A 25,137-nucleotide genomic window follows, 5' to 3' on the forward strand; every position below is an offset into this window, starting at 1 on the left:
ACGGGTTCTTCCTGGCCGCGGCGGAGGCCGGCATCCGCCAGGCGGTGATTCTGGCTTCCGGGCTGGACGCCCGCGCCTACCGGCTGCCGTGGCCCGCGGGGACCACGGTGTTCGAGATCGACCAGCCGCAGGTGACCGAGTTCAAAACCACGACGCTGGCCGACCTCGGGGCGAGCCCGACCGCCGAGTTGCGGGTGGTGTCCGTGGACCTTCGCCACGACTGGGCCGCCGCCCTGCGCGCGGCGGGCCTGGACACCGGCGCGCCCATCGCGTGGAGCGCCGAGGGGTTGCTGCCGTTCCTGCCGCCCGACGCCCAGGACCGGCTGCTGGACGCCATCACGGAATTGAGCTGCGCGGGCAGCCGGCTGGCCACCGAGAACCTGCGGGAACCCGGTGACGGCGTGCAGGCGATGTCGGAACGGATCCGTGACGTCACCGAGCAGTGGCGCGAGCACGGGTTCGACATCGAGATGACCGACCTGTGGTACGCCGGCGAGCGCCACGACGTGATCGACTACCTGAGCTCTCGGGGTTGGACGGCGAGGGGCCAGTCGATACCCGATCTGGTTGCCGAGCAGGGCCTTCCGGTGCCGATCCCACCCGGCGCGGAGGCGGACGGCGCGACGGCGTTCCAGTACGTCACCGCGAGGCGTGGCTAGGCGGCGCGGAACGCCCCGGTGAGCCATTCGCTCATCGCGTCGGCGAGCGCCGCGCGATTCTCGCGTTTGACGATGCCGTGCCCGTCGTCGTCGAACAGCAGGTAGCGCACCTCACGCCCGGAGCCGCGCAACGCGTCGACGATCTGGCGCGATTCGCTCACCGGCACGTTGCTGTCGTGCGCGCCGTGCACCACCAGCAGCGGCGCGGTCAGCGCGTCGACCCGGCGCAGCGGGGAGAGCCGTTCGAGTAGCTCGCGGTCGCTGACCGGGTGGCCGTACTCCGCGAACGCGGCATCGGCGATCCACGGTTCGGTGTTGCGGTAGAAGGTGGTCAGGTCGCTCATGCCGCAGATGGAGACCCCGGCGACAAACAGGTCGGGGTGAAAGGTCAAGGCGGCCATGGTCAGATAGCCGCCGTACGACCAGCCCGCGCAGGCGACCCGGGCCGGGTCGGCGAGCCCGTTGTCCACCAGGAACCGCACGCAGTCGGCGACGTCGTCGATGGCGGCGAACCGCTGCCCCTTGTCGTCGGCGTGCACGAACGTCCGGCCGAAACCGCCGGAGCCGCGGACGTTCGGCGCCAGCACGGTGACGCCGTCGTCGACCAGCCGCGCCAAGATTTCGTGATAGGCCGGCCGAGACTGACCCTCCGGGCCGCCGTGCAGGTACACCAGCGCGCCCGTCGGTCGCGCCGCGCGGTACAGCCATGCGTTCAGGCGCAGCCCGTCGCGCGCGGTGATGGTTTCGGGTCCCGCGGGAACGGACGGCAAGGGCATCAGCGGACCGGTGGCGGGTTCGCGATCGATGGGTTCCCACTGCCGGGAGCGCGGGTCCACCAGCTCGACGGTGCGCGGCTGCGACGGCCCCTCGACCGTCATCGCGACCATCGCGCCGCCCGCGCTGATCGACAGCTCCGTGGCCACCATGCCGGGCAGCGTGAGCGGTTCGGTCAGGGTGTAGTCGCTGTACTCGAGGATCTGTAATTCACTGCGACCGTCGGAGTTCCACAACAGCGCCACAGTCGACTGGTCGTCGCTGACGACGAACTCGTCGAGGTCGCAGTCCGGGCGCTCGGCCACCACGAAGTAGGTGACGCCGTCGGGGGTGACCGTCACCTCGAGCAGCCGGGCGTGTTCGCAGCCGTTGTCGCTGCGGACGAGCGCGCGGACGTATCCTCGGCCGGGGCCGTCCGGCGGGGTGCGCCCGTCGACCAGGTAGTTCTTCGCCGGGTAGTACAGCTTGGTCAGCTCGCCGGTGGGCCCGTAGCGGATGCGGCGCGGATGGTGGTCGTCGAGGATGACGCCGGTATCGGTGGTCGAACCGGGATCGGATGGCAGCAAAGCGATTTCGGTCTGCCCGTGCAGCATGATCATGGCGTGGTAGCCGCGCGGGCCGACGCGGATCAGCGACGCCCCCGCCCAGGCGTCGACGAGCCGCCCACCGGAGCGGCGGTCGAGCACCGTGAGGCGGCCGTCGGCCGGGTCGATCAGACAGGACCGGCCGATCCCGTCCTCCCTAGTGAGGATCGCCGCCACCCAGGTGCCGTCCCACCCGATCAGCTCCGCCGTCCCGGACACCTCGCCGTCGATGCGCCGGGCCATCCGGTCCTCCGGATCGGTGGTGACGACCCAGATCTGGTGGCGCGTGCCGCCACCCGGGGCCACCTCGCACGCCAGCCATCGACCGTCGGCCGAGTGCATCACCCGGGAGACCGGGCCCTCGACGGGGAGCTCGACGTCGCGGGACGAGCTGGCCCGCCAGCCGCGCAGGAAGCGCTGCACCGCGCGGGGATAACCGCCGTCGTCGACGAGGTGGGCGAACGCGGTCGCGTCCGGGGACAGGGACGCGCCGTAGAGCGCGCGCACCTGTTGCGCCACGGTCAGCCGGTCTTCCCGGACGGGCGGCGCTCCCGGAACGCCGGACCGAGCCGCGCCGGGTTCAGCTGCCTGCCACCCCGCGCGCGCGCCATCGGGTAGAAGCACAGGCCGATCAGGATCGACGTAAAGTGCCCGATCGCCGTGAAATTCAGCTCGACGCGGTCCATCGTGAGGAGCGGGAAGGTGTAGATGACGAACAGCACAAAGAGATAGCCCCAGCGCCAGGGCCGGGCGATGCGGTAGGACAGCACCGCGATGATCGCGACCAGGAAGTAGCTGACCCCGATGTCGCGCGCGTTGATCAGCCGCTCGGCGGCGTCGCGTTCTTCGATCGCGAAGTACAGCATCCCTTCGCTGATATAGGTCGACAGGATGTGCGCGGTCAGGCCCACGGTGAGCCAGCGCAGGTGGCCGAGCCAGTGTTCGGCGGGCGCGAGGAACAACGTGAACAGCAGCAGGTAGGGCTCCAGGTTCCGGCCGTCGATCCACAACAGGCTGGAGAACAGCACATCGAGCGGATCCCGGGCCAGCCCATGGATGTTGGTGGAATGGTGCAGCAACATGGCGTGCAGTTGCCGGCCGGAGAGCATGTTCTGGATGATCGTCGTGATCAACAGGACGAAGAGCCAGGTGTAAGTCAGCGGGGCGCCGCTGATGAAATGCCATACGGCCAGCCCCATGCCGCGAAGTCGTCCCCGCACCGGTGCATCAGCCACGCGTCAACCTTCGCACGCCGGGTCACGCGCCGTCGGGGTTAGCCGGCAAAGGCGTCAGCCGACCGAAGCCGGCACCGGCGCCGGGACCGGGTCCGCGGCGGCGGGCGCCGGTGGGTCGGGCCGCAGATGCCGCCACCAGCAGACGATGTAGATGAGCATCGCGTTCACCAGCGCGACCACCACCCAGAGGGTGACGGTCACGTCGATCCACGACCCGATGGGGGGCGTGTCGGGCAGGGCGTTGCGCAGCGGCATCACCGCGAAGACCATGGCCGCGTACCAGGTCGTCATGGGCGGCTGGAACTTTCGCCGGTCGCGCAGGGTCTGGATGGCGACGACCAGCCCGATCGCGGCGAGCGCGACCAGCATGGCGAGCAGCACGGCGGCGAAGGCGGCGGTGCTGGGCGACCGGTGCAGCAGGATCTGATAGGGCGCAGGGGAACCCGTGGCGCCGACGTTGACCACGTCCACCTTCCAGCCTGGGAGGCGGTCGACGAACGTCACCGCCGCCCGTTGTGGTGTCGGGTTGGCGCCGTGGAGGAGATCCACGGTGATCGGGCCCGAGTGGTAGTGATCGAAGGGATAGTCCGACGGGTCGCCGGTGATGGTGAGCGGGACGGGGACCACGCCGGGCACCATGCCCCTGGCCCAGGTGCGCCTGGTGGGTGTCACCGCCGAGTGCACGGCGAGGGTGAGGTCGTCCTTCAGGCCGCCGGTCACCGGATCCAGCAGGTCGGCGCCGGGCGCGACCGTCACGTTACCGACCAGCCCACCCTTGACCGACTGGAGTTCCTGGAGATCAATGGTGACGGTGGTCCCGTCGGGCGTCGCCTGACCGTTGGTGACCTGACGGGGGCAGCCGCACCCCGATTTGGTGTACAGCCCGACCGTGATGGCGTAGGTCACGACGAACAGGACCACCAGCCCGATTATCAACAGTCGCCTGAAGCGTTTGCTCTGCGCCGAGGAACCATCCGCCGACAAAGTGCCCTCCCGCTCACTCATGGGCGTGGAATTCACGCCCAAAAATTGTAAGCGTGACTAGGCGAATCCCGGCCGCAGATGCCGCCACCAAGAGGAGATGTACAGCCCCATCGAGATCCCCAACACGACGATCACCCACACCACGATCGTGATGTCGATCCAGCTTCCGAACGGCGGCGCGTCGGGCAGCGCGTTGCGCAGCGGCATCACCGCGAACAGCATCGCCGCGTACCACGTCGTCATCGGCGGCTGAAACGGACGCCGGTCGCGTGCGGTCTGGACGGCGACGAACGCGCCCAGGCATGCGAGGCCGATGAGGACGCACAGGATGGCGACCCCGAACAGGACGGTGCTCGGCGTCCGGAACAGATCGACCCGGAACGGGAGGGTGGGGTCGCCGTCGTTGACGCGAACCACGTCGACGTTCCAGCCCAGCAGACGGTTGACCAGCGTCACCGTCGCCGGCACCGGTGTGTTGTCGGGGCCGGAATACAGCTGAGCGACCACGGGCCCCGAATGGTATTCGTCGAACGGCCATTCCGCGACCTCGCCCGTCAGCGCGAGGGACACCCGAAACACGGTGGGCAGCGTGCCTTTCGGCCATGTCTGCCTGCTGGTCGTCACCGTGGAGGCGGTGACGATGTGCAGATCGTCCTTGAGGGCGTGGGTACGCGGGTCCAGCAGCGCGGGACCGGGCACCACGCTGATGTTGGCGACCAGGACGCTGTTGTGCGACTGGATCTCTTGGATGTCGTTGGTCATCGCCGTCCCGTCGCCGGCCGATGCGTCCTGCACCACGACATGGGGATGTCCCATTCCGCCGCCGACGTACACCACGATCGCGCCGACATAGGTGCCGACCAGGAGCAACACACCGAGGGCGGCCAGCCTGAACCGGCGGCTACTCCACGGTGACGGACTTGGCGAGGTTTCGCGGCTTGTCAACGTCGTAACCTCGGGCCTGGGCAACCGATGCGGCGAACACCTGGAGCGGAATGGTGGACAGCAGCGGCTGCAGAAGTGTTGATACTGAAGGGATTTCGATCAAATGGTCGGCGTAGGGGCGGACGGTGTCATCGCCCTCCTCGGCGATCACGATGGTGATCGCGCCCCGGGCCTGGATCTCGCGGATGTTGGACAGCAGCTTGCCATGCAGCATGGCCGACCCCTTGGGCGACGGCATGACGACGATGACCGGGAGGTTGTCCTCGATCAACGCGATGGGGCCGTGCTTGAGCTCGCCGGCGGCGAACCCCTCGGCGTGCATGTACGCGAGTTCCTTGAGCTTGAGCGCGCCCTCCAGGGCGACCGGATAGCCGACGTGGCGGCCCAGGAACAGCACCGTCGACGATTGGGCGAAGCGGTAGGCCAGGTCGGCCACCGGCTCGATGCCCGCGATGACGCGGGCCACCAGGTCCGGCATCGCCTCCAACTCGCGGTATTCGCGCTGCACCTCGTCGGGGTACTTGGTGCCGCGGGCCTGGGCCAGCGCCAGGCCGACCAGATAATTGGCGGTGATCTGCGCCAGGAACGTCTTCGTCGATGCCACGCCGATCTCCGGCCCGGCGCGCGTGTACAGCACCGCGTCACACTCGCGGGGGATCTGCGATCCGTTGGTGTTGCAGATGGCCAGCACCTTGGCCTTCTGCTCCTTGGCGTGCCGGACGGCCTCCAGGGTGTCCGCGGTCTCACCCGACTGCGAGATGGCCACCACCAGGGTGCTGCGGTCCAGCACCGGGTCGCGGTAGCGGAACTCGCTGGCGAGTTCCACCTCCACCGGCAGCCGCGTCCAGTGCTCGATCGCGTACTTGGCCAGCAGCCCGGAGTGGTAGGCGGTGCCGCAGGCGACCACGAACACCTTGTCGACCTCGCGCAACTCCTGATCGGAGAGCCGCTGCTCGTCCAGCGTGATGCGGCCGTCGACGAAGTGCCCGAGCAGGGTGTCGGCGACCGCGGCCGGCTGCTCGGCGATCTCCTTGAGCATGAAGTACTCGTAGCCGCCCTTTTCCGCGGCGGCCAGGTCCCAGTCGATATGAAAGCGGCGGGCACTCGCGGTTTCGTCGTTGCCGTCGAAGTCGGTGATCCGGTAGCCGTCCGCGGTGATCACCACGGCCTGGTCCTGCCCGAGCTCGACGGCGTGGCGGGTGTGCGGGATGAACGCGGCGACATCGGACCCGACGAACATCTCGCCGTCACCGATGCCGAGCACCAGCGGCGTCGAGCGGCGGGCGGCCACGATGGTGCCGGGCTCGTCGGCATTGGCGAACACCAGCGTGAAGTGGCCCTCGAGCCTGCGCAGCACGGCCCGCACCGACGCGGCGAAGTCGCCGGCGGCCTCGCCGTGCCGGTACTCGCGCGCCACCAGGTGCACCGCGACTTCGGTGTCGGTGTCGCTGGCGAACTCCACGCCGGCCGTCTCCAGTTCGTGGCGCAGGGTGGCGTAGTTCTCGATGATCCCGTTGTGGACGACCGCGATCTTGCCGGCGGTGTCGCGGTGCGGGTGCGCGTTGCGGTCGGTGGGGCGGCCGTGAGTGGCCCACCGGGTATGGCCCAGGCCGGTGGTGCCGGCCAGCGACTCGGGCGCCATTTGCGCGACCGCGTCTTCCAGATTGGCCAGCCGGCCGGCGCGGCGACACACGGTGAGCGCGCCGCGGCCGTCGGCCAACGCGATCCCCGACGAGTCGTAGCCGCGGTACTCCATGCGGTGCAGCGCGTCCATGACGACCTTGCAGGCAGGCTGCCGCCCGACGTAGCCGACGATTCCGCACATTCGAACCAGGGTAGTGCAGCAGAACCCGCAAGGCGTCCGCGCCGCACGGGCCCGACGGTATCGTGGCCCTGCTCACCTGCGAGAAAGGTCTCGTGTGACCGATCCCCACCGCCGCTTCTCGATCAGGCTCTGCAAGCACACGGGCGCGGTGATCCTGTGGCACCACCAGCGCTACACCTTCATCGGCACCCTCGAGCAGTGCGAGGCCGAGTACCGGCGCGCCCAGACCCACAACCTGCTGGCCGGCTGGTGGAGCCCGGTGTCGGCGCTGCTGATGAACTGGGTCGCGCTGATCTCCAACCTGAGTTCGGTCGGGCAGGTGCGCAGGCTGGCGACGCAGCCCGCTGCCGCGCAACCCCACCCCCCGCCGGCGGCCGAGTCCATCGGGGCGCCGGCGGGGTGGTACCGCGACCCGTACGGGCCGGGCCAGCGTTACTGGGATGGTGCCCGGTGGACGCACTGGATCCATCCGCCGGGCCCCGGTCGGGCGTCCCCGGGGCGCTGAGAATCCTCCCCGGGCCTTCCCGGCTGGCCGATTATGCCCGCCCGCCGGACGCCGCGGCCTAATTGGCCCCAACTCATACCAACCTCCTACGCGCCAGGCGCTTGTCACCTGATGTATTTGTGACGTTTTCACATGCGTCATTAACTCAGCAAGAACCACCCTTAAACTCGGCGATATCAGCCAATGTTGGCAAACACTAGAGCCGTCTCTTACAGCGGAAAGGACTACCGGTTTTGACGTTCGCCTGACGACCACCGTATCGGTTTCGGAGCTCTCTGATCAGCAGATATTGTTGCGGAGCAACGTCTTCACCGCATGGGGATCACGGCCCAACCGCGTCGGTCCCCGGTTATCGAATCTTGAACAGACGCCAAATATTTTGTTTTCCGCAAATGTACAAACGGGGTTGACGCGACAATGTCGACCGCGAAACTCAGCGAAATTCGTAGTGAATAAAAGTTAAAGCAAAACGCGCCGTCGGGGAAACAAACCCGTCGACTTTGCGACATCTCTCAAGGAGTAATCATGACCGCAGTCCTGCTCGACGATGTGATGGTCGGCACCACCTCGCCCCCGCTGACTTTGGCGCCGGCGCCCCGGCAGGCGCCGAAGCGTGCGCGCCTCGCCATCGACGCCTCCGGAGACCCGCTGGTCGACGGCACCGCTCGTTTGCTGAGCATCCCGCTGCGCCACGCGTACGCCGTGCTCTGGCGCGTCGGGCTCATCGAGGTGCGCTAACGTCGACGCGTGGCCCGCATCCGCAAGATCGTTGCAGCGCTTAGCCGCCGTGGTCCGCATCGGGTTTTGCGGGGCGACCTGGCCTTTGCCGGTCTGCCCGGCGTCGTGTACACCCCCGAGGCCGGGCTGAATCTGCCCGCCGTCGCGTTCGGTCACGACTGGCTCACCGGCGCCGCACGCTATTCGCACCTGCTGGAGCATTTGGCGTCGTGGGGCATCGTGGCGGGCGCCCCGGACACCCAGCGCGGCCTTGCCCCCTCGGTCCTGAATTTCGCCTTCGACCTGGGCACCGCCCTGGACATCGTCTCGGGTGTGCGGCTCGGGCCCGGCAAGATCAGTGTGCATCCGGCCAAGCTCGGCGTGGCCGGTCACGGCTTCGGCGGCTCGGCCGCGGTGTTCGCCGCGGCAGGCATGCCCGCGAAGCCCGCCGCGGCCGTGGCGCTCTTCCCGGCAGTCACCAGCCCGCCCCCCGAGCAGCCGGCAGCCGCGCTGAAGGTCCCCGGCCTCATCCTGACCGCGCCCGGCGATCCCAAGTCGCTCAATTCCAACGCGCTGTCACTGTCGCGCGCGTGGGGCACGGCGACGTTGCGCGCCGTGAGCAAGGCCGAACCGAAGGGCCTGATCGAGGGGCGACGGCTGACGAAGGCGGTCGGGTTGCCCGGCGGGCATCGCAAGACGCAGCGCGCGGTGCGGGCCCTGCTGACCGGCTATCTGCTGTTCACGCTGGCCGGCGACAAGACCTATCGCGACTTCGCCGACCCCGATGTGCAGCTGCCCCGAACCGACCCGATGGATCCCGATGCGCCGCCCGTCGCCCTGGAAGAGAAGATCGTCGGGCTGCTGAAGTGACGCACCGCCACGCCCGCGGCGGCGCTAGCGTGACCGTCTGATAAGTGTCATGCATGCGAATCGGGATCGCTCTGGACTATTCGGGCGGGTTTCACCAGGCCGTGGAACGCGTCGTCGAACTGGAAAAGTCGGGCGTCGAGGCCGCGGTGGTGGCCGAGGCCTATTCTTACGACGCCGTCAGCCAGCTCGGCTATCTCGCCGCCAAGACAACCACCGTCGAGTTGGGCTCCGGGGTGTTTCCCATCTACATCCGGACGCCGTCTCTGCTCGCGATGACGGCCGCGGGCCTGGACTTCGTGTCCGACGGGCGGTTTCGCCTCGGGATCGGCACGTCGGGACCGCAGGTGATCGAGGGATTCCACGGCGTCCCGTTCGACGCCCCGCTGGGCCGCACCCGCGAGGTCGTCGAGATCTGCCGGAAGGTGTGGCACCGCGAACGCCTGCAGTACGACGGGAAGCACTATCAGATCCCGCTGCCGCCCGAGCGTGGTACCGGCCTGGGCAAGGCCCTGCAGCTCATCAATCACCCCGTGCGGGAACGCATTCCGATCACCATCGCCGCGCTGGGTCCCAAGAACGTCGAACTCACCGCCGAGATCGCCGAGGGCTGGCAGCCCGTCTTCTACCACCCCGAGAAGGCCGCCTCGGTCTGGGGTGACGCCCTGGCCGCCGGCGCCGCCAAGCGGGACCCCGCGCTCGGGCCGCTGGACGTCGTCGTGCACGCGTCGCTGGCGATCGGCGACAACGTCGACGAGCGACTCGCGTGGGTCAAGCCGCAGTTGGCCCTCTACATCGGCGGCATGGGCGCCAAGGGCCGCAACTTCTATCACAACCTGGCGACACGCTACGGGTACGGCGAGGAGGCCGACCGAATCCAGGAACTCTACCTGTCTGGGCGCAAGCAGGAGGCCATCGACGCCGTCCCCGATGAGCTGGTCCGGGGGATCTCGCTGGTGGGTCCCCGCGGTCACGTCGCCGAGCGCCTCGCCGCGTTCGCCGAATCGGGGGTGACGACGCTGTTGGTGAGCCCACTGGCCGCCGATCCCGCCGAGTCGGTGCGCTACGTCGAGGAAGCCCTGGGGCTGCGCCCCGCCTGAGCGTCACTGCCCCGCCTGCGGGAGCTGGTCGGCGGCGATCTGGCAGGGCGTGGCTTCCCCGTTCGCGCCATTCGGTGCTGGCGCGGCCCCCGGCGTTGGCGCCGCCTCAGGCACCGGCGCGGTCTCCGGCACCGGCGGGGTTTCCGGCACCGGCGGGGTTTCCGGCGCCTGCCGCGTCTCCAGCCCCGGCGCAATTTCGGGCGGCTGCGCCCCCACCGGCGCCACCGCATCCACCGACCGCGGCCGAGGATCGGCCTGTTTGAGGTCGTCGTCTCGCTCCGGGTGGAAGGGGTCGTCGCCGTCGAAGGGATCCTCCTCGAACGGGTCCCCGCCGTCGAACGGGTCTGCGCTACCGGGCTCGCCGGCCGCCGAACCCAGCAGGCCGCCCATCGCCTCGACGATCCGGCTCGCCAGTCCGGCCAGGCCACCGAGGCTCCCCACCCCGCCGCCCAGATCGCCCGTGGGCGCGCCCAGGGCGTCACCGAGCGCGGCTCCCCAGTCCGGTGGGGGTGCCGCCGCCGGCGCCGGGTCCGGCGCGGGGACCGTGGCGGGCGCGGGGGCCGGCGCGACCGCGGCGGGCACGACCGTGGCGGGCGCAATCGCGGCGCGCGGGGGCGGAGGCGTTGGCGGCGGCGATCCGCCGAGCCGCAGATCGCCGGGCAGCTCGAAGGAGGGCGTCGGCGCGGCGGCCATCTTGTCGGTGACCATGTTGTAGGCCGTGGCCACCCCGGCGACCGTCGAGCGCATCACCGTCAGCCAGTCCTGGCGAACGTCCTCGTCGACGTAGGGGGCGATCCGCTCGCGCACCACCTGTTCGGCGGCCGCCCGATCCCCCACACCGGTCGTGACCGTGGCGGCGGCGGCCAACCACTCGGGCCGCTGCTGGGCCGTCCGTTCGTCGACGGCGATTGCGGTCGCCACCTTGGAATCGACCAGGTACCACAGGTTGTCGCGCAACGATTCGCATCGCTGGGCGGCCGCGCGCAACTCGTCCGCCACCGCGGCCCCGTCAGCACAATGGCGCTCCAGGAACCGGACCGCGGCGTCCCCACCCGGGCCGGCCCACGCCGCGGCCAACTCCGAAACCTGGGCCCGCTGGATGCGGAGCGCATCGGCGACCGCGGACCCGGCCGCCCGCAGCTCGGCGCAGTCGCGGTCGAGCACGTGCAGGTCCAGACCGTCCTCGGTCTCGTACCACTCGGCGACCTGAAAGGGCCGCGCGGTCAGGTCGGGGTGGCCGTAGCCGAGCGCGCGGCACGCCAGCACGTAGCTCTCGGTGTGCTCGACCGAGGGCCTGCCGTCGGCGAGGCGTTCGGCGACATCGAACCGGTCGGCCACGGTCAGGCGATCCGGGCCGCGGAGTACAGCTCGGCGTCCGCGTAGCCGTCGGCGCTGGCGCGCAGCGCGACCGCGATGTCGGAACACGCCCGCGACCACTGCGACAACTCGGCCGCCAGCCGCTCCAGCAGGCCGCGCAGGGTGTCACCGCGGGCGGTGTGCGCCCGGCCGGCGGTGGCGCCGCTGAATGCGAGCCTGGTCAGGTGGCCCGCCACGGCGCCGTCGATGAGTTCGGCTGCGGTCTGGAACTGATCGGCGACCCGATACGTCGACGCGACGTCGACCTCGGTACGGGCCTCGGTACGGGCATTGAACGTTTCGCTGGCGGACGGGCGTGTTCCCCTGTCGAATCTCATGCCTAATCAGACGCCCGCCGCCGCGTCGGGGTTCCGACCGGAACTAGCGGGCGGCGCTCACCGCGTCGGCGACCCGGCTGGCGACCCGCAGTGCGAGGTCTTGTTCGGGGGCTTCCACCATGACCCGGATCATCGGCTCGGTTCCGGAGGGGCGCAACAGGATTCGACCGGTGTCGCCCAGTTCGGCCGCGGCCCTCTCGACGGCGGCCCGCACCGACGGCGCCGCTGCGGCGGTGGCCTTGTCCGCAACCTCGACGTTGATGAGCACCTGCGGCAGAGTCTGCATCACCGAGGCGAGACTGGCCAACGACGAGCCCGTCTGGACCATGCGCGTCATCAGCCGCAGCCCGGTGACGATGCCGTCTCCGGTGGAACCCAGCGCGGGCATCACGATGTGGCCCGATTGCTCGCCGCCGAGGCTGAAGTCACCGGCCCGCAGCTCTTCGAGGACGTAGCGGTCGCCGACGCCGGTGGTCCGCACCGCAATGCCGGCGGAGCGCATCGCCAGGTGCAGCCCGAGGTTGCTCATCACGGTGGTCACCAGGGTGCTGGAAGCCAGCTCGCCGGAATCGCGCATCGCCAGCGCCAGCACGACCATGATCGCGTCGCCGTCAACCACTTCGCCGTCGGCGTCGATGGCCAGGCAGCGGTCGGCGTCCCCGTCGTGCGCCAGGCCCAGATCGGCCTGGTGGGCGATCACGGCCGCGCGCAACCCATCGAGGTGCGTCGAGCCACAGCCGTCGTTGATGTTCAGGCCGTTGGGGTCGGCATTGATCGCGATCACCCGCGCCCCTGCCGCGCGGTAGGCGCGCGGCGCCACCGACGACGCCGCGCCATGGGCGCAGTCGACCACCACGGTCAGGCCGTCGAGGCGCAGGGTGCTGGCCTTGCCGACGTGGCGCAGGTACCGCTCGGCGGCGTCCTCCGCGTCGACGACGCGACCTATCCCGGCGCCGATGGGGCGCAACCCGGGGCCGGCCGCAACCAGCTCCTCGATCTGATCCTCGGTGTCGTCGTCGAGCTTGCGGCCGCCCGGGCCGAAGATCTTGATGCCGTTGTCGGGCATCGGGTTGTGCGACGCCGAGATCATCACCCCGAAGTCGGCGTCGTAGGCGCCGGTCAGGTACGCCACCGCCGGCGTCGGGAGGATTCCGACCCGCAACGCGTCGACGCCCTGGCTGGCCAGGCCGGCGATCACCGCGGCCTCCAGCATCTCGCCGCTGGCGCGGGGGTCGCGGCCGATCACCGCGACCCGCCGGCCCGGTCCACCCGCACTGGCCAGCCGCCGGGCCGCCGCGGCACCCAGGGCCAGCGCCAGCTCGGCGGTCAACTCGCGGTTGGCGACCCCGCGCACACCATCGGTGCCGAATAGTCGACCCATGCGGACAAACCTCTCACAGTCGTCGGTCGTGCACCTAACGTGCCCGTTCTTTTCTGACCGAAACCGGGCGCATTTGCGCGCAGACACGCCGAAGACCGTGCAGAACGACGCACGGCTTCGGCCAGGACGCGATCGCCGATCAGCGCTTGCTGTACTGAGGTGCCTTGCGGGCCTTCTTTAGGCCGTACTTCTTCCGTTCGGTCGCGCGCGGGTCACGGGTGAGGAATCCGGCCTTCTTCAGGGCGGGCCGGTCCTCCGGCGACGCGATGATGAGCGCCCGGGCGATGCCCAGGCGCAGGGCCCCGGCCTGGCCCGACGGGCCGCCACCGTGGAGGAGAGCGTAGATGTCGAAGTTCTCCGCCCGGTCCACGGTGACCAGCGGGGCCTTGATGAGCTGCTGGTGCACCTTATTCGGGAAGTACGACTCCAAGGTGCGGCCGTTGAGGTTGAACTGGCCGGTGCCGGGCACCAGGCGGACCCGCACGACGGCCTCCTTGCGGCGGCCGACCGTCTGAATGGGCCGGTCGAACACGTACGACTCGCTGGGGATGGCGGTCTCGTCCGCAGCCTGCACGGCTTCGCTGGTTTCGGTCGCCTCGGTTGCTTGGGTCACTGCGCCACCTGCTTGATCTCGAACGGAACCGGCTGCTGCGCCGCGTGCGGGTGCTGCGGGCCGGCGTAGACGCGGAGCTTCTTCTGGATCTCGCGGCTCAGCTTGTTCTTCGGCAGCATGCCGACGATCGCCTTCTCCACGACGCGGTCGGGGTGCTTTTCCATGAGCTCGCCGATCGAGCGCTTGCGCAGACCGCCGGGATACCCCGAGTGGCGGTAAGCCATCTTGTCCCGCAGTTTGTCGCCGCTGAGGGCGACCTTGTCGGCGTTGATGACGATGACGAAGTCACCGCCATCGACATTGGGGGCGAACGTCGGCTTGTGCTTGCCGCGCAACAGGGTGGCTGCCGCGACGGCAAGACGGCCAAGCACCACGTCCGTGGCGTCGATGACGTACCACGACCTCGTGGTGTCACCCGCCTTTGGCGCGTAGGTGGGCACAGCGCTTACCTTCTCTTCTCGTGGGTGGATCCCGGGTCGAGCCGGGTGCCGGTCAGGCGTCCGTTAGGTCTGCGGTGGGGCTGGTCTCGGCGACCGACGTTGACCCGAGGCCCCGGCGTACCGCACGCCAACGGAGCAGCTTACCGACCGGCGTCCCCGCTGGTCAAAATGACTGTGCGGTCCCGGCGGCTCTCCTCCGCCGGGACCGCACAGGGGTCAGTTGGCTTCAGGGGCGCTATCTGCCCCACACACCGGCCGCGCGGCGATCTGCGTCGGCCACCTCGTCCGCGCCGTCGCGAACCGCGTTTCCCAGGTCGACCAGGATCTCGTTGAGCGCGGAGGCCGCCTGGTGCCACTTGGACTGCTCGACCTGGTACGCGGCGGCCGCTTCACGCGTCCACAGGTGCTGCAGCGGGGCGATCTGCGACCTCAGCTCCTCGAGCGCGGCATTGAAGCGCAGCGAGGTGGTGTGGATCTCCTGGCGGACCGAGTGCTCGATCTCACCGAAGTTGTAAGACAGCAGCGGCTCCACGCGCCCCCTCCCTCACAGGTTTCCGCCGGCGGCGGCAATGTGTTCGGCATGGGCCTGGCCCACCTCGCGCAGCGCGGCCTCGTTGTGCCGGATGGTTTCGGCGATCGTGTGCAGCACGTCGTGAAGCCGCAGCGACTCGGCGTTCCAACGATCCACCACATGCTTGAACCGGGCCGCCGCGGGACCGCCCCATACCGTGGGCGGGACGGCGCCCACGCGCGCGATGAACGCCTGCAGCACAGCCCGGATCTCGTCGTTGCGGGCGTCCGTCGTGTTCGCCACCGACCGCATCAGGTCGAGATCGGCGCTCAGGGCATTCGTTGCAGTCATACCTGATCCGACTGCGGAGGGCGCCGTTTGGTTCCATCGAGTTCATCCGATGGCGCGGGCCGAGCGCACCGCTCGCTCGCACGCCTCCCGGACGGCGTCGCCGCCGCCGGGCCGGCTCTGGCATCCGATGCTGATCCGAACCGGCCCGTCGACGAAAACCGTCCATCGCACGTGATGGGTGGGGCGCAGCTCGCGGTAGGTCACCGCGGGGCGCCCGGCGGTGGCCCCCGATGGGTCGAAGTCGACGAAGATCCCGGCGGGTTCCGCGTCGATCCCGCGCTTGAGGCGCTCCGCGGTGCCGCTCAGGGCCTCGCCGGCGACCGGGGACTGCGTGACGTGCAGCGCCACCTCCGGGTCCGTCGGCGACGTGACCTGCACCCGCGCCGAGCCCGGCCCGGTCAGCACGCGCTGCGTCGGCCAGTTCGCGGGGACGCTGAGCGCCACCCGGCCTTCGACGAGATACGTCGTCGGGGCCGGCCGCGGGCCGACCGCCGACCCGCCGTGCCGGTCCGCCGGGGTCACGGCTGAGACGGCCAGTGGCGAGGCCGCCAGGGTCACCGCCGCGGCCGCGAGGGTGCCCAGCCTCCACGCACGGGGGCGGGCGGGAGGGGCGGCGGGCTGCGCGCACTCGCGGAATGCCGACCGCGCGATGCGGCTCAGCCGGGCCCCGTCCACCCTGACCACCTTGCGGGCGCAGTCACCGCGCACGGCGGCGGCCAGCGAGCCGGCTAGAACCGGTGCCCCGTCGACGCCCTCCGGGACGTCGATCACCACCGTCACCGTCGCGTCTCGCGGCATCCGCTCGATGGCGGCCGCGACGCCCTGGGCGATCACGTCCGGCTCGGCGGCACGCGGCACGGCCACCGCGTCGGCGCCGCTGACCGCCACCAACCGCTCGGCGATCTCCACCACGACGGTCGCCTCCGGCGGGGCGCTCGACGCCTGCCGCAGCAGCCACGACCGTGGCCGCGCCACGACGGAGCCCGCCGGCGCGGCCGCGTCGGTCACCCTGGCGACGCGGGACGGCGGCCACCAGGACGGGTGCACGACGACCGCGCCGTCACCGGACCCGCACCCCGCCGACGCCAGCGCGTCGCGCCACACGGAGTCGACGGCGACGGGCCGGCCGGCCACCAGCGCGACCGGATCGTCGATCGCGTCGAGCGCCGCCCGGGCCTGCTCCGTGTCAGGGAACGTTCCAGTGCCGCAACATAGTCGACGAATGGCGCCCGGCCCCGCCTCGACGATGGCGCGGTGCGGACTCACGGCGGGCTCCACCCGACTTGGACGAGCTGCTCGTCGCCGGGCCGCGTCGAAAGCAAGCCGCGGCCCGGCGGCAGCCGCACGGAGCGCCCCGAACCGAACGGCCCCACTCCGTCGGGGCGCCCGTCCATCCCGAGGGTCATGCAGCCGAGGTCGCGCAACGACGCCAACAGCGGCTCGAACGGCGCGCGTTCGGCTCCCCCGCTGCTTCGTGCCACCACCAGATGCAGTCCCACATCCCTTGCGTGTGGCAGGAATTCGATGAGGCGAGCGAGGGGGTTGCCGGCCGCGGTGGCCAGGTCGTAGTCATCGACGACGAGGAAGAACTCCGGCCCGGACCACCAGGAGCGGGCGCGCAGCTGCTCCTGGCCGACGTCGGCCGCGGGTACCCGCTGGCGCAGCGCATCGAGCAACTCCGGCAGCAGCGATTCCAGCGCGGGCGGGGACGCGGCGTACGCGGCCAGGTGCTCCCCGTCGACGACGCCGAGGAGCGACCGCCGGAAGTCGACGATCATCAGCCGGGCTTCGGCGCCGGTCCTGGTCCGGACCACCTCGCGGCACAGCGTCCGCAGCGTTGCGCTCTTGCCGCACCGGTTGTCGCCGACGATGAGCAGATGCGGATCCCGGTCGAAATCGATCGGAAGCGGCAGCATCCGCCGCTCGTCGAGTCCGATCAGCATGCGCGTGCCGAGGTCGCCGCTCGCCCCCTCGACCAGGGTGTGGTGGTCGACGTGCGCCGGCAGCATCGGGATCGGCGGGGCCGCGCGGCCATCGCGGGGAATATCGTCGATCGGCAGGGCGACCATCATCTGCTGCCCATCGCTGGACAGGCCGCGGCCGGGTGTGTCCACGGGCACTTGCTGGGCACGCCTGCGGTCGATCTCGGAGTCGGCCGGCTCGCCGAGCCGTAACTCGATCCGCGTGCCGATCTGATCCTTGAGCGCCGGCCGGATCTCGCCCCAGCGCGACGCCGAGAGCACCACGTGCACACCGAACGACAGACCCCGGGCCGCCAGGTCGGTGACGGATGCCTCATGGTCGGGGAAGTCGCGCCGCAGGCCGGCCCAGCCGTCGACCACCAGGAACACATCACCGAACGGATCTCCGCCCCGGTCGTCGTGGAGTTCCCGACCGCGCCATATCGATTCGCACTCGGCGATGATGCGGGAAACGAGCGACGGCTCGGCCCGGCCGGCGACGGCCCCGACGTGCGGCACCGTCCGCAGCGATCTCAGCGCGCCGCCGCCGAAGTCGAGGCAGTAGAACTGGACCTGCGTGGGGTCGTGGGTGGCGGCCAGGCCGGTGATCAGGGTGCGCAGCGCGGTCGACTTCCCCGACCGCGGGGCGCCGACGACCGCGACATTGCCCGCCGTGCCGGACAAGTCGACGACCAGAGGCGTGCGCCGCTGCTCGCGCGGACGGTCGACGATGCCGATGGGGACGGTCAGGCCGGACCGCGTGATCGCGGCATCGCCCAGCAGATCCCGCAGCGCCGGCGGCTGTCCCAGCGGTGGCAGCCACACCCGGTGTGCGGGCGGGCCCTGCGCGGAGAGCCGGTCGAGAACCGCGTCCAGCGGACGGGGCGAGGATGGCCGCCCGTCCTGGCGTCGGGTGACGCTGCCGCACAACGGGATGACGAACGGGCGGACCTCTGGAATCACTCCGGGCGTCGCCTCGGGACGCGCGGAGACGGCAACCGCCACCGACACGGGTGCGGCCTGGAAGCGCACCAGCTCGCCGCCACCCAGCCGGAGGAAGCCGGCGCCGGGTGTGTTCGGGAGATCGTAGGCGTCGAGCGTTCCCAGCGCGGCCCGCGAGTCACCGGTGGATAATGTCTTCAGGCACATCCGATACGACAAATGCGCCTCCAGCCCCCGCAGCCTGCCCTCGTCGAGCCGTTGGCTGGACAGCAACAAATGCATCCCCAGCGAGCGGCCGAGCCGACCGATCGCCACGAAGGTGTCCGCGAATTCCGGCTGCTGACTGAGCATTTCGGAGAACTCGTCGACGATGATGAGCAGGGTCGGCAGGGCAGCCCATCCAGCGCCCGCCGAACGCGCCCGCTCGTATGCGGCCACGCTGGCACACCGTGCCGTCCGGAGCACCCGCTGGCGCCGATCCATCTCACCGGCCAGGGCGTCGCGCATCCGGGCGACCAGGGGCGCTTCGTCGGCGAGGTTGGTGACCACGGCGGCGACATGCGGGGCGCGGGCGAGGTCGAGAAACGTTGCGCCGCCCTTGAAATCGACGAGGAGGAGATTGAGCTCCTCCGGCGTGTTGCGCGCGATCAGACCGAACGCGATGGTGCGCAGTAGCTCCGACTTCCCGGAACCCGTCGCTCCGATGCACAGCCCGTGCGGTCCCATTCCGCCTTCGGCCGGCTCCCTGATGTCCAGCAGCAGCGGTGTCCCGTCGCCCAGCGTTCCGATCGGGGCACGCAGCCGCCCGTGGACGGCCACGTCACCGAGCGCCGCAGCGGTCCCGGCGGGGCGATGGCCGGCCAGCCGGCGTGCGCACACCAGCGCGTCGAGGAGATCGAGGCGGTCGGGGCACGACACCTCGCACTCCCCCGCGTCCGCGCGGATGGTCAAAGGCGCGCCCTCGTGGGGACGCACCGCGAGAACGGACGCGCCCGGCATTTCGCAGACGGGCTCGTCGACGTCGGCGACGACCAGCACGTGCGCCGCCCCACGCCGGGCGAGCGCGGGGCGCGCCTCCGTGACGTTCGGATACACCATGCGCGCCGGGCCCGCCTCGTCGGCCACCGCCGGATGGCCATTGTGCGGCAACCACTTCAGCCAGTCCCAGTGCGCTCGATTGCGGTCATCGATCACGCCAACGACCAAGACCAGATCCGGCGGATGCGATACGGCGAGTTGGCAGATCACCGCCCGCGCCAGCGCGCGCGCCCGGGCGCCCGGACCCTCGACCGTGATGGGCGCAGCCGACCGCAGGTCGACCGTGACCGGCCCCAGGACCGTCGCATGTGCAGCGAAGAAGCGCCGTAGGGCCACCGCGGTCACCGGATCGGCGGGCCGCTGGATGTCCGGGGCGACCAGCCGGGGAGTGAGTGGCCGGGCGCCGAGGCCGAAGCGGACCTGACAGAATTCGGCGTCGAAGGCCTTGCGCTCCCACGTCCGCGGGCCACCGATCAACGTCCACAGCGCCTCGGGGTCGGGGTGCCTCGAGCGCAGTGCCGAGCGTTGCGAGTCCGCCAGGGCGGCAACCCTTTTACGCAGCGTCGCCAGGTAGTCGAGGTAGTCCGCGCGGTCCGCGTCGAGTCCCCGGCCCGCGCCGCGCGCGGCCGCGACGGCCATCGCCAGGGACGCCAGCGACACGACCGGCAAGGCGAGAAACGCCGGGCTGCGCGTGGCGGTCGATCCCGAAAACAAGGCCGCCGCCATCACAGCCATGCCGGCCACCGACATCGAGACCGGCAGCAGCCGCGCGGGTGACCGACGCCCCGACGCGACGCCGGGTGGCGGCTCGACCACGAGTTCCGCGACCACCAGCCCCTGAGTCATCTCTCCTCCAAACCGTGCGGCGAAGGTAGGCGGGTCCCTCGATGCGGCGCAACTCACCTGTGGACAGGCGGATATCGGACCGCCGAAAACTCGCTAGCGTGCGCGTATTCCGAGCGAAAGGGGCACTGTGGCCGCACCCAATCCGGCGCTGCGCCGCGTGTCCGTCCATGCCGACAGCACCGTCCTCGACCTGGTCCTGCCGGCCGGTGTTCCCGTCGCCGTCCTGATGCCGTCGATCGTCGACGCGCTCGACATACGTGCGTGCGGGGAGCCCCGCCGCTACCAGCTGTCCCGGCCCGGGGCGCCGGCTCTCGATGCGTCGACGACCCTGGCCGTCAACGGCATCCACGACGGCGCCGTCCTGATTCTCACCGCGCCGACCGAACCCGCGCCCGGGCCGACCCACGAGGATGCGGCCGAGGCCGTGTCGGTGACGCTCGCCGCGGCGAACCGGCCGTGGGACCGCCGCCTGCGCCGGCTCGCGGGCGCGGGCGCGGCCCTGCTGTTGACCGGCGTCGGAGGAATGACCCTCGGCCGAAACGCGGCGAACCACAACGGCATCCACGCAGCCGCCATCGCGGCGGCAGCGGCCCTTGCCGCGCTGCTGGCGGCGGTCGTGGCCTCCCGCGCCTATCGAGACCCGACTACCGGGCTGGCGCTGTGCCTGGTCGCGACCGGCTTCGGCGCGGTCGCCGGCGTGCTGCTCGTGCCGGGCGCGCCCGGCATCCCCCACGCGCTGCTGGCCGCGACGGTGGCCGCGGCCACCTCCGTCCTGGCCGCGCGGACATCTGGCTGTGGCGCCGTCACGCTGAACGCGACCGCCGGCGTGTCGATCATCGTGGCCGTCGCGGCCTTGGCGGGCCTGATCACCGCGGCACCGCTGCGCATCATCGGTTCGGTGGCGGCGCTGGCGTCGCTCGGCCTGCTCGGGATGGCGGCGCGGGCGTCGATCATCCTGGCCGGGCTCGCGCCCCGGCTGCCGCCCGATCCGGGCCCCGACGATCTCGAGCCGGGCGCGGCCGGCCTGGCCGCCAAGGCGATCCGCGCCGACCGCTGGCTGGCCGGCCTGCTCGCGGCGTTCTCATCGTCGACCGCAGTCGGCGCCATCGCCACCGTGCTCGCCGGCGCCGCACGGCCCTCCTGCATAGCGTTCGGCGCCCTCACCGGCGCGCTGCTCCTGCTGCGCTCGCGCGGCAACGACGCGACGAGGACGCTGGTGTTCGTCATCGCGGGATTGGCCGTCGTGGCCACGACGTTCGGCGCCGCAGCCCTGCACGCGCAGGGGCACCAGCCCGGGGTCGCCGGGGTGACGGCAGTCCTGGCAGCCGCCGCGATCGGCGTCGGTTTCGTTGCGCCCGGGACGTCGGTCTCCCCGCTCGCGCGCCGGGCCGGCGAGCTGCTGGAGTGGTGCGCAACGGTGGCGATGGTGCCGCTGACCGGCTGGGTATGTGGTCTCTACGGCGCCGTGCGGGGGCTGTCCCTCGAGTGAGCGCGCCGAACGTCATACGCCTGCTGGCGGCTTCGATTCTCCTGGCCCTCTCCCCGCTGGGAGCTCCGGTGGCACAGGCGATTTCACCACCGAAGATCGAAGACAAGTGGCTGCCCAGGCCAGCGTTGCCGGCGCCGCCGGGGCCGACCGTGCAACGCGAGGTCTGTGACACGGTGGCGGCCGCACAGCCCGGCCGCAACGAGCTGGCCGATCTGATGGACCTGCCGCGGGTCTGGCGGCTCACCCGCGGGGCGGGGCAACGGGTCGCGGTGATCGATACCGGCGTCGCCCGGCACCGCCTGCTGCGCGATGTGGTGCCGGGGGGTGACTACGTCTCGACCGGCGACGGCAGCCAGGACTGCGACGCACACGGCACCCTGGTAGCCGGCATCGTGGCCGCCAACGCCGATGGCTTCAGCGGGGTGGCCCCCGAGGCGACGGTGCTGAGCATCCGCCAATCGAGCACGAAGTTCGCCCCGGCCGGCGACCGGTCGCTCACCGGCGTCGGGGACGTCGACACCCTGGCGAAGGCCGTCCGGACGGCCGCCGATCTCGGCGCATCGGTCATCAACATCTCCTCGGTGGCGTGCGCGCCGGCCACGAAGGGCCTGAACGACCGCGCCCTCGGCGCCGCGCTGGCTTATGCCGTCGATGTGAAGAACGTCGTCGTCGTGGCCGCGGCCGGTAATGGCCCGCAGTGCCCACCCCAGCCGCCCGACGCGACCTGGGACACGGTCGCCGTCGCGGTCAGTCCGGCTTGGTACGACGACTACGTGCTCACCGTCGGGTCCCTCAACGCCGACGGGACGCCGTCGCCCTTCTCGCTCGCCGGGCCGTGGGTCGACGTCGCCGCGCCGGGTGAGGCGGTCCGCCCGCTCGGGTCACCGCCGGTATCCGGCACCAGCTACGCCGCGCCGGTAGTCAGCGGCCTGGCCGCCCTCGTCCGCGCCCGATTCCCCGCGCTGACCGCTCGGCAGGTGATGCGGCGCATCGAGTCGACGGCGCACCATCCGCCCGCCGGACGCGATCCCCGGGTGGGTCACGGCGCCGTCGACGCCCTGGCCGCGGTCAGCACCGGGCCGAGCGCGCCCCCCGAAAGGCCGAGACCGGCCCCGATCGCCACACCGCCCCCGCCCGCCGGTGGCTCGCCGCCGAACCCGCGGGCGAGGAACACCGCGCTGCGCGGCGCCGCCGGCTGCGCCGCCGCGTTGACGGCGGCCCTGGCGATCGGCGCGGTCGGCCGCGTCTTACGGCGATCCCGCGACGACGTCCCGGGCCACTGACGCCTGCTCCCGGCTCAGTTCCGGCCCGGACGGCAGCGCGCCCAACACCGGCCACGGCGCTGGGACGGCGGCCGGAAGGCCGAGGTCGCGCGCGGCGTCGTCGTCGTGCACCGGGAACCGCACCCCCGCCTCGGTGACGAGGTAGCGCGTGCCCGCGGGCCCGTCCGGCCGGACATACGCGCTGCGGCCCGGGGGCAGGGAGACGGCGTCCAGCGCGGGACCGGCCCCGTCAGCCTGCGCCAGCGCGACCGCGGGCCGGCCGGGCGGGACCGGTAGCCCGCCTCCCGCCAGGATCTGTGCCCCGGACGGCCCCCACGACGCACACAGGACGCCGCCGTCCACCAGCGTGGGCGCGCGGTCGGGGAAACTCGCCACCGGCAACGCGTCGACGACCGCCGCCGCCCTGATGGCGTCGGGCGCCACCGTCACGGCCCGCGCGGTGCCCCGCGAGTCGCCGAAGCGCAGCAGGTCGGCCGCGACCCGCCCGATGCGCTGCACCCCGTCGCCGAGGACCGCGTAATACTCGTCACCGTCGGCCCGGGCGATGCGCAGCACGCTGCCCACCGCGAATCCCGGCAGCCCGGTGGCCGGCCCGCCGGCGCCGTGGACCGGCGGCGCCGCGATCGGGGGCGCCTCGGGCACCGCGTTCAGCAACCACCGCGAGACCGACCGGGGCGCGCGGCCCTCGAGCCGGAGCGCCCGCAGCACCGCGGCGTCGGTCAGGTCCACCACTGCGCGTTGGCCGTTGTAGAGCAGATAGGCCGGCGAACCTGAGGCGGGGGCGACGAGGGCGGCCGCGTCGGGAGGCAGGCGGCGGGCCGACGCACCCTCGACCGGTCCGGCGACGACCGTCGTCTCGCGCGCGGCGTCGGCGTCGCACATCGTCCAGGCCGACTCGTCGGCGGTGAGCGCCCTCCCGAGCGTTTGAGGCGCGCCCGGGATGCCCACAGCCGGACCGCGTTTGGCTCGTGCCAGGTCGGATTCGCGGACCGGCTGCGGATTGGCGGGCGCCGCCGCGACCAACCGAGCCGAAGCCAGGTTGAGCGCCGGGTGCCACACGTCGCCCACCCGCACGTACAGGGCTCCGGACTCGGAAGCGATCACGATCCGGGCGTGATCGAGCACCGGCTGCGGCCGCAGCAGCGCGAGCGCCGCACACCCGACGGTGGCGACGGCCGTCAGCACGCACCCGGTAACGAGCGCCGCCGACCGCCCGCGCACTCGGGTGCCGGTCGGGTCGACGTCGCCGGTCAGCAACGCGCTTTCGAGCCGGCGCAGCAGGAATCGGTACCCGCTGATCTCGAGGCGGGTGCTCGGCTGGCGCGGCACTGCACCCCCTGACGCCGGCGTGGCTTTTGCCCACGGTAAACCGCTCCCGGCCGGCGCTACACCGCTTATCCACAGGTCAGAGGATTTTCGGTCGTCGCCGGCTGCGGTTAAACTTTTGGGGTGCTTCTTCAGCGGACACGTGGCCCATGGGGGGGCCCGCAAGGGGGGGTGGCCCGGTCAGCGGGTCGCTGGGCCGGCCTCGCCGGCGCCGCGTTCGTCGCCGCCGCCGTCACCCTCGTCAACCCCACCGCCGTCCCGGCCGCGTCGGCCTTCGACTGCCCCGACGTCGAGGTCATCTTCGCCCGCGGCACCAATGAGCCCCCCGGCCTCGGCCGCGTCGGCGACGCCTTCGTTGACTCGCTGCGCCAGCAGACCGGCGGCCTGAACATCCTGCCGTACGGGGTCAACTACGCGGCCAGCAAGCTGCAGCTGCACGGCGGCGACGGCGCCAACGACACCATCGACCGCATCAAGAAGAGCGTGGAAACCTGCCCGAACACCAAGATCGTACTGGGCGGCTACTCCCAGGGCGCGTCGGTGATGGACATCGTGGCCGGCGTGCCGATCGGCGGCATCAACTGGGGCAACTCGCTGCCGCCGCAGTACGCGAGCAACATCGCGGCCGTCGCCACCTTCGGCGACGTGGCCGACCGCGCCGGGGGGGCGCTGCCGACGGCCAGCGCGCTGCTCGGCTCCAAGGCGATCGATTTGTGCAACCCGACCGATCCGATCTGCCACGCGGGCTCCGGGAACGAGTGGACGGGGCACACCGAGGGCTACGTGCCGGTCTACACGACCCAGGCCGCCGCGTTCGTGGCGTCCAAGCTGCTGGCCGGCTCGGGCCAGCAGGCGCCCGGCTTTGGTCCGCCGCAGCCACCCGGCCCGACGCAACCCGGCGGGCAACCGTCGCCGATGTACGGGCAGGCGCCGCCCGGATCGGCGCCGTCGATCCACGGGGGCACCGACACCGCGCCCGCGCCGGACGCCCCGGGCGCGGTGTCGCCGCAAGCACCTCTCGTCTGAATCGTTATCGGCGCGATATCGACGCCCCCCTAACATCGTGG

General features: G+C 71.4%; 23 protein-coding genes. 8 read left to right on the forward strand and 15 right to left on the reverse strand.

Annotated features, from left to right (window positions below):
* Positions 1 to 659, forward strand: a 659-nt coding sequence (locus SKC42_RS01975) for a class I SAM-dependent methyltransferase (RefSeq protein WP_330962652.1), incomplete at its 5' end; no start/stop codon positions are given.
* Here the strand turns inward: SKC42_RS01975 and SKC42_RS01980 are convergent.
* The 5 genes from SKC42_RS01980 to glmS are packed head-to-tail and all read right to left on the reverse strand — an operon-like array spanning position 656 to position 7,006.
* Positions 656 to 2,536: an alpha/beta hydrolase family protein gene (locus tag SKC42_RS01980; protein ID WP_330962653.1), complete on the reverse strand. Its 1,881-nt coding sequence runs from the start codon at positions 2,534 to 2,536 to the stop codon at positions 656 to 658. The two genes, SKC42_RS01975 and SKC42_RS01980, sit on opposite strands and share 4 nt — an antisense overlap.
* 2 nt (positions 2,537 to 2,538) lie before the next feature.
* Positions 2,539 to 3,252: a rhomboid-like protein gene (locus SKC42_RS01985; RefSeq protein WP_330962654.1), complete on the reverse strand. Its 714-nt coding sequence runs from the start codon at positions 3,250 to 3,252 to the stop codon at positions 2,539 to 2,541.
* A 54-nt stretch (positions 3,253 to 3,306) separates the two neighbouring features.
* Complete coding sequence (locus SKC42_RS01990) at positions 3,307 to 4,257, reverse strand: DUF4436 domain-containing protein (RefSeq protein ID WP_442931959.1); 951 nt, start codon at positions 4,255 to 4,257, stop codon at positions 3,307 to 3,309.
* Positions 4,258 to 4,293: 36 nt separating this feature from the next.
* The gene (locus tag SKC42_RS01995; RefSeq protein ID WP_442931937.1) at positions 4,294 to 5,181 is read right to left on the reverse strand and encodes a DUF4436 domain-containing protein; all 888 of its coding nucleotides are present in this window, start codon (positions 5,179 to 5,181) and stop codon (positions 4,294 to 4,296) included.
* The gene (glmS, locus tag SKC42_RS02000; RefSeq protein WP_330962656.1) at positions 5,138 to 7,006 is read right to left on the reverse strand and encodes a glutamine--fructose-6-phosphate transaminase (isomerizing); all 1,869 of its coding nucleotides are present in this window, start codon (positions 7,004 to 7,006) and stop codon (positions 5,138 to 5,140) included. The genes SKC42_RS01995 and glmS overlap by 44 nt, the downstream gene beginning before the upstream one ends.
* Before the next feature lie 94 nt (positions 7,007 to 7,100).
* Between glmS and SKC42_RS02005 the strand changes: the two genes are divergently transcribed.
* The 4 genes from SKC42_RS02005 (at position 7,101) to SKC42_RS02020 (ending at position 10,195) form a co-directional block, all read left to right on the forward strand.
* Positions 7,101 to 7,511 (forward strand): DUF2510 domain-containing protein, encoded by a 411-nt coding sequence (locus SKC42_RS02005; protein WP_330962657.1) that lies wholly within the window; start codon positions 7,101 to 7,103, stop codon positions 7,509 to 7,511.
* A 525-nt stretch (positions 7,512 to 8,036) separates the two neighbouring features.
* On the forward strand, positions 8,037 to 8,249 hold the full coding sequence (locus SKC42_RS02010) for an Rv1535 family protein (protein WP_330962658.1): 213 nt from the start codon (positions 8,037 to 8,039) through the stop codon (positions 8,247 to 8,249).
* Positions 8,250 to 8,258: 9 nt separating this feature from the next.
* Entirely contained in the window at positions 8,259 to 9,098 is an 840-nt protein-coding gene (locus tag SKC42_RS02015) for a dienelactone hydrolase family protein (RefSeq protein ID WP_330962659.1), read from the forward strand.
* 53 nt (positions 9,099 to 9,151) lie between these two features.
* On the forward strand, positions 9,152 to 10,195 hold the full coding sequence (locus SKC42_RS02020) for an LLM class F420-dependent oxidoreductase (protein WP_330962660.1): 1,044 nt from the start codon (positions 9,152 to 9,154) through the stop codon (positions 10,193 to 10,195).
* 3 nt (positions 10,196 to 10,198) lie between these two features.
* On the opposite strand, the gene SKC42_RS02025 is transcribed toward SKC42_RS02020, so the two are convergent.
* The 9 genes from SKC42_RS02025 to eccCb form a co-directional block, all read right to left on the reverse strand.
* Positions 10,199 to 11,533 (reverse strand): hypothetical protein, encoded by a 1,335-nt coding sequence (locus tag SKC42_RS02025; protein WP_330962661.1) that lies wholly within the window; start codon positions 11,531 to 11,533, stop codon positions 10,199 to 10,201.
* A gap of 2 nt (positions 11,534 to 11,535) precedes the next feature.
* Positions 11,536 to 11,889, reverse strand: a complete 354-nt coding sequence (locus SKC42_RS02030; RefSeq protein WP_330962662.1) for a type VII secretion target — start codon at positions 11,887 to 11,889, stop codon at positions 11,536 to 11,538.
* Positions 11,890 to 11,932: 43 nt separating this feature from the next.
* The gene (gene glmM, locus SKC42_RS02035) at positions 11,933 to 13,270 is read right to left on the reverse strand and encodes a phosphoglucosamine mutase (protein ID WP_330962663.1); all 1,338 of its coding nucleotides are present in this window, start codon (positions 13,268 to 13,270) and stop codon (positions 11,933 to 11,935) included.
* 139 nt (positions 13,271 to 13,409) lie between these two features.
* Positions 13,410 to 13,883 carry a 30S ribosomal protein S9 gene (gene rpsI, locus SKC42_RS02040; protein WP_442931939.1) on the reverse strand — a complete coding sequence of 158 codons (474 nt, stop codon included), beginning with the start codon at positions 13,881 to 13,883 and terminating at the stop codon, positions 13,410 to 13,412.
* Positions 13,880 to 14,323 (reverse strand): 50S ribosomal protein L13, encoded by a 444-nt coding sequence (gene rplM / locus SKC42_RS02045; RefSeq protein WP_330962664.1) that lies wholly within the window; start codon positions 14,321 to 14,323, stop codon positions 13,880 to 13,882. Before rplM ends, rpsI begins: the two co-directional genes overlap by 4 nt.
* A gap of 235 nt (positions 14,324 to 14,558) precedes the next feature.
* Complete coding sequence (locus SKC42_RS02050) at positions 14,559 to 14,855, reverse strand: WXG100 family type VII secretion target (RefSeq protein ID WP_330962665.1); 297 nt, start codon at positions 14,853 to 14,855, stop codon at positions 14,559 to 14,561.
* A 12-nt stretch (positions 14,856 to 14,867) separates the two neighbouring features.
* Positions 14,868 to 15,185 (reverse strand): WXG100 family type VII secretion target, encoded by a 318-nt coding sequence (locus tag SKC42_RS02055; protein WP_330962666.1) that lies wholly within the window; start codon positions 15,183 to 15,185, stop codon positions 14,868 to 14,870.
* 42 nt (positions 15,186 to 15,227) lie between these two features.
* Positions 15,228 to 16,451 (reverse strand): type VII secretion-associated protein, encoded by a 1,224-nt coding sequence (locus tag SKC42_RS02060; RefSeq protein WP_330962667.1) that lies wholly within the window; start codon positions 16,449 to 16,451, stop codon positions 15,228 to 15,230.
* Complete coding sequence (gene eccCb / locus SKC42_RS02065) at positions 16,448 to 19,972, reverse strand: type VII secretion protein EccCb (protein ID WP_330962668.1); 3,525 nt, start codon at positions 19,970 to 19,972, stop codon at positions 16,448 to 16,450. The genes SKC42_RS02060 and eccCb overlap by 4 nt, the downstream gene beginning before the upstream one ends.
* Before the next feature lie 127 nt (positions 19,973 to 20,099).
* Here eccCb and eccD point away from each other — a divergent pair, with 127 nt between their 5' ends.
* Together eccD and mycP are read left to right on the forward strand one after the other, a co-directional pair.
* Positions 20,100 to 21,461, forward strand: a complete 1,362-nt coding sequence (eccD, locus tag SKC42_RS02070; RefSeq protein ID WP_330962669.1) for a type VII secretion integral membrane protein EccD — start codon at positions 20,100 to 20,102, stop codon at positions 21,459 to 21,461.
* Positions 21,419 to 22,744: a type VII secretion-associated serine protease mycosin gene (mycP, locus tag SKC42_RS02075; RefSeq protein WP_330962670.1), complete on the forward strand. Its 1,326-nt coding sequence runs from the start codon at positions 21,419 to 21,421 to the stop codon at positions 22,742 to 22,744. Before eccD ends, mycP begins: the two co-directional genes overlap by 43 nt.
* On the opposite strand, the gene eccB is transcribed toward mycP, so the two are convergent.
* Positions 22,709 to 24,073 carry a type VII secretion protein EccB gene (gene eccB / locus SKC42_RS02080; RefSeq protein WP_330962671.1) on the reverse strand — a complete coding sequence of 455 codons (1,365 nt, stop codon included), beginning with the start codon at positions 24,071 to 24,073 and terminating at the stop codon, positions 22,709 to 22,711. The two genes, mycP and eccB, sit on opposite strands and share 36 nt — an antisense overlap.
* 168 nt (positions 24,074 to 24,241) lie before the next feature.
* Here eccB and SKC42_RS02085 point away from each other — a divergent pair, with 168 nt between their 5' ends.
* A complete protein-coding gene (locus SKC42_RS02085; protein WP_330962672.1) occupies positions 24,242 to 25,096 on the forward strand; it encodes a cutinase family protein in 855 nt (284 codons plus the stop codon).
* The last annotated feature ends 41 nt before the right edge of the window (positions 25,097 to 25,137 follow it).

This window comes from Mycobacterium sp. 050134 (genome assembly GCF_036409085.1).
In the GTDB taxonomy this organism is placed as follows: Bacteria; Actinomycetota; Actinomycetes; order Mycobacteriales; family Mycobacteriaceae; genus Mycobacterium.

Excerpts from the sequence above, each read along its gene's own strand:
- SKC42_RS01990 (WP_442931959.1), bottom strand. The coding sequence starts at position 4,257 with ATGAGTGAGCGGGAGGGCACTTTGTCGGCGGATGGTTCCTCGGCGCAG.
- glmS (WP_330962656.1), bottom strand. The coding sequence starts at position 7,006 with ATGTGCGGAATCGTCGGCTACGTCGGGCGGCAGCCTGCCTGCAAGGTC.
- SKC42_RS02010 (WP_330962658.1), top strand. The coding sequence starts at position 8,037 with ATGACCGCAGTCCTGCTCGACGATGTGATGGTCGGCACCACCTCGCCC.
- SKC42_RS02020 (WP_330962660.1), top strand. The coding sequence starts at position 9,152 with ATGCGAATCGGGATCGCTCTGGACTATTCGGGCGGGTTTCACCAGGCC.
- SKC42_RS02030 (WP_330962662.1), bottom strand. The coding sequence starts at position 11,889 with ATGAGATTCGACAGGGGAACACGCCCGTCCGCCAGCGAAACGTTCAAT.
- glmM (WP_330962663.1), bottom strand. The coding sequence starts at position 13,270 with ATGGGTCGACTATTCGGCACCGATGGTGTGCGCGGGGTCGCCAACCGC.
- SKC42_RS02055 (WP_330962666.1), bottom strand. The coding sequence starts at position 15,185 with ATGACTGCAACGAATGCCCTGAGCGCCGATCTCGACCTGATGCGGTCG.
- eccCb (WP_330962668.1), bottom strand. The coding sequence starts at position 19,972 with ATGACTCAGGGGCTGGTGGTCGCGGAACTCGTGGTCGAGCCGCCACCC.
- mycP (WP_330962670.1), top strand. The coding sequence starts at position 21,419 with ATGTGGTCTCTACGGCGCCGTGCGGGGGCTGTCCCTCGAGTGAGCGCG.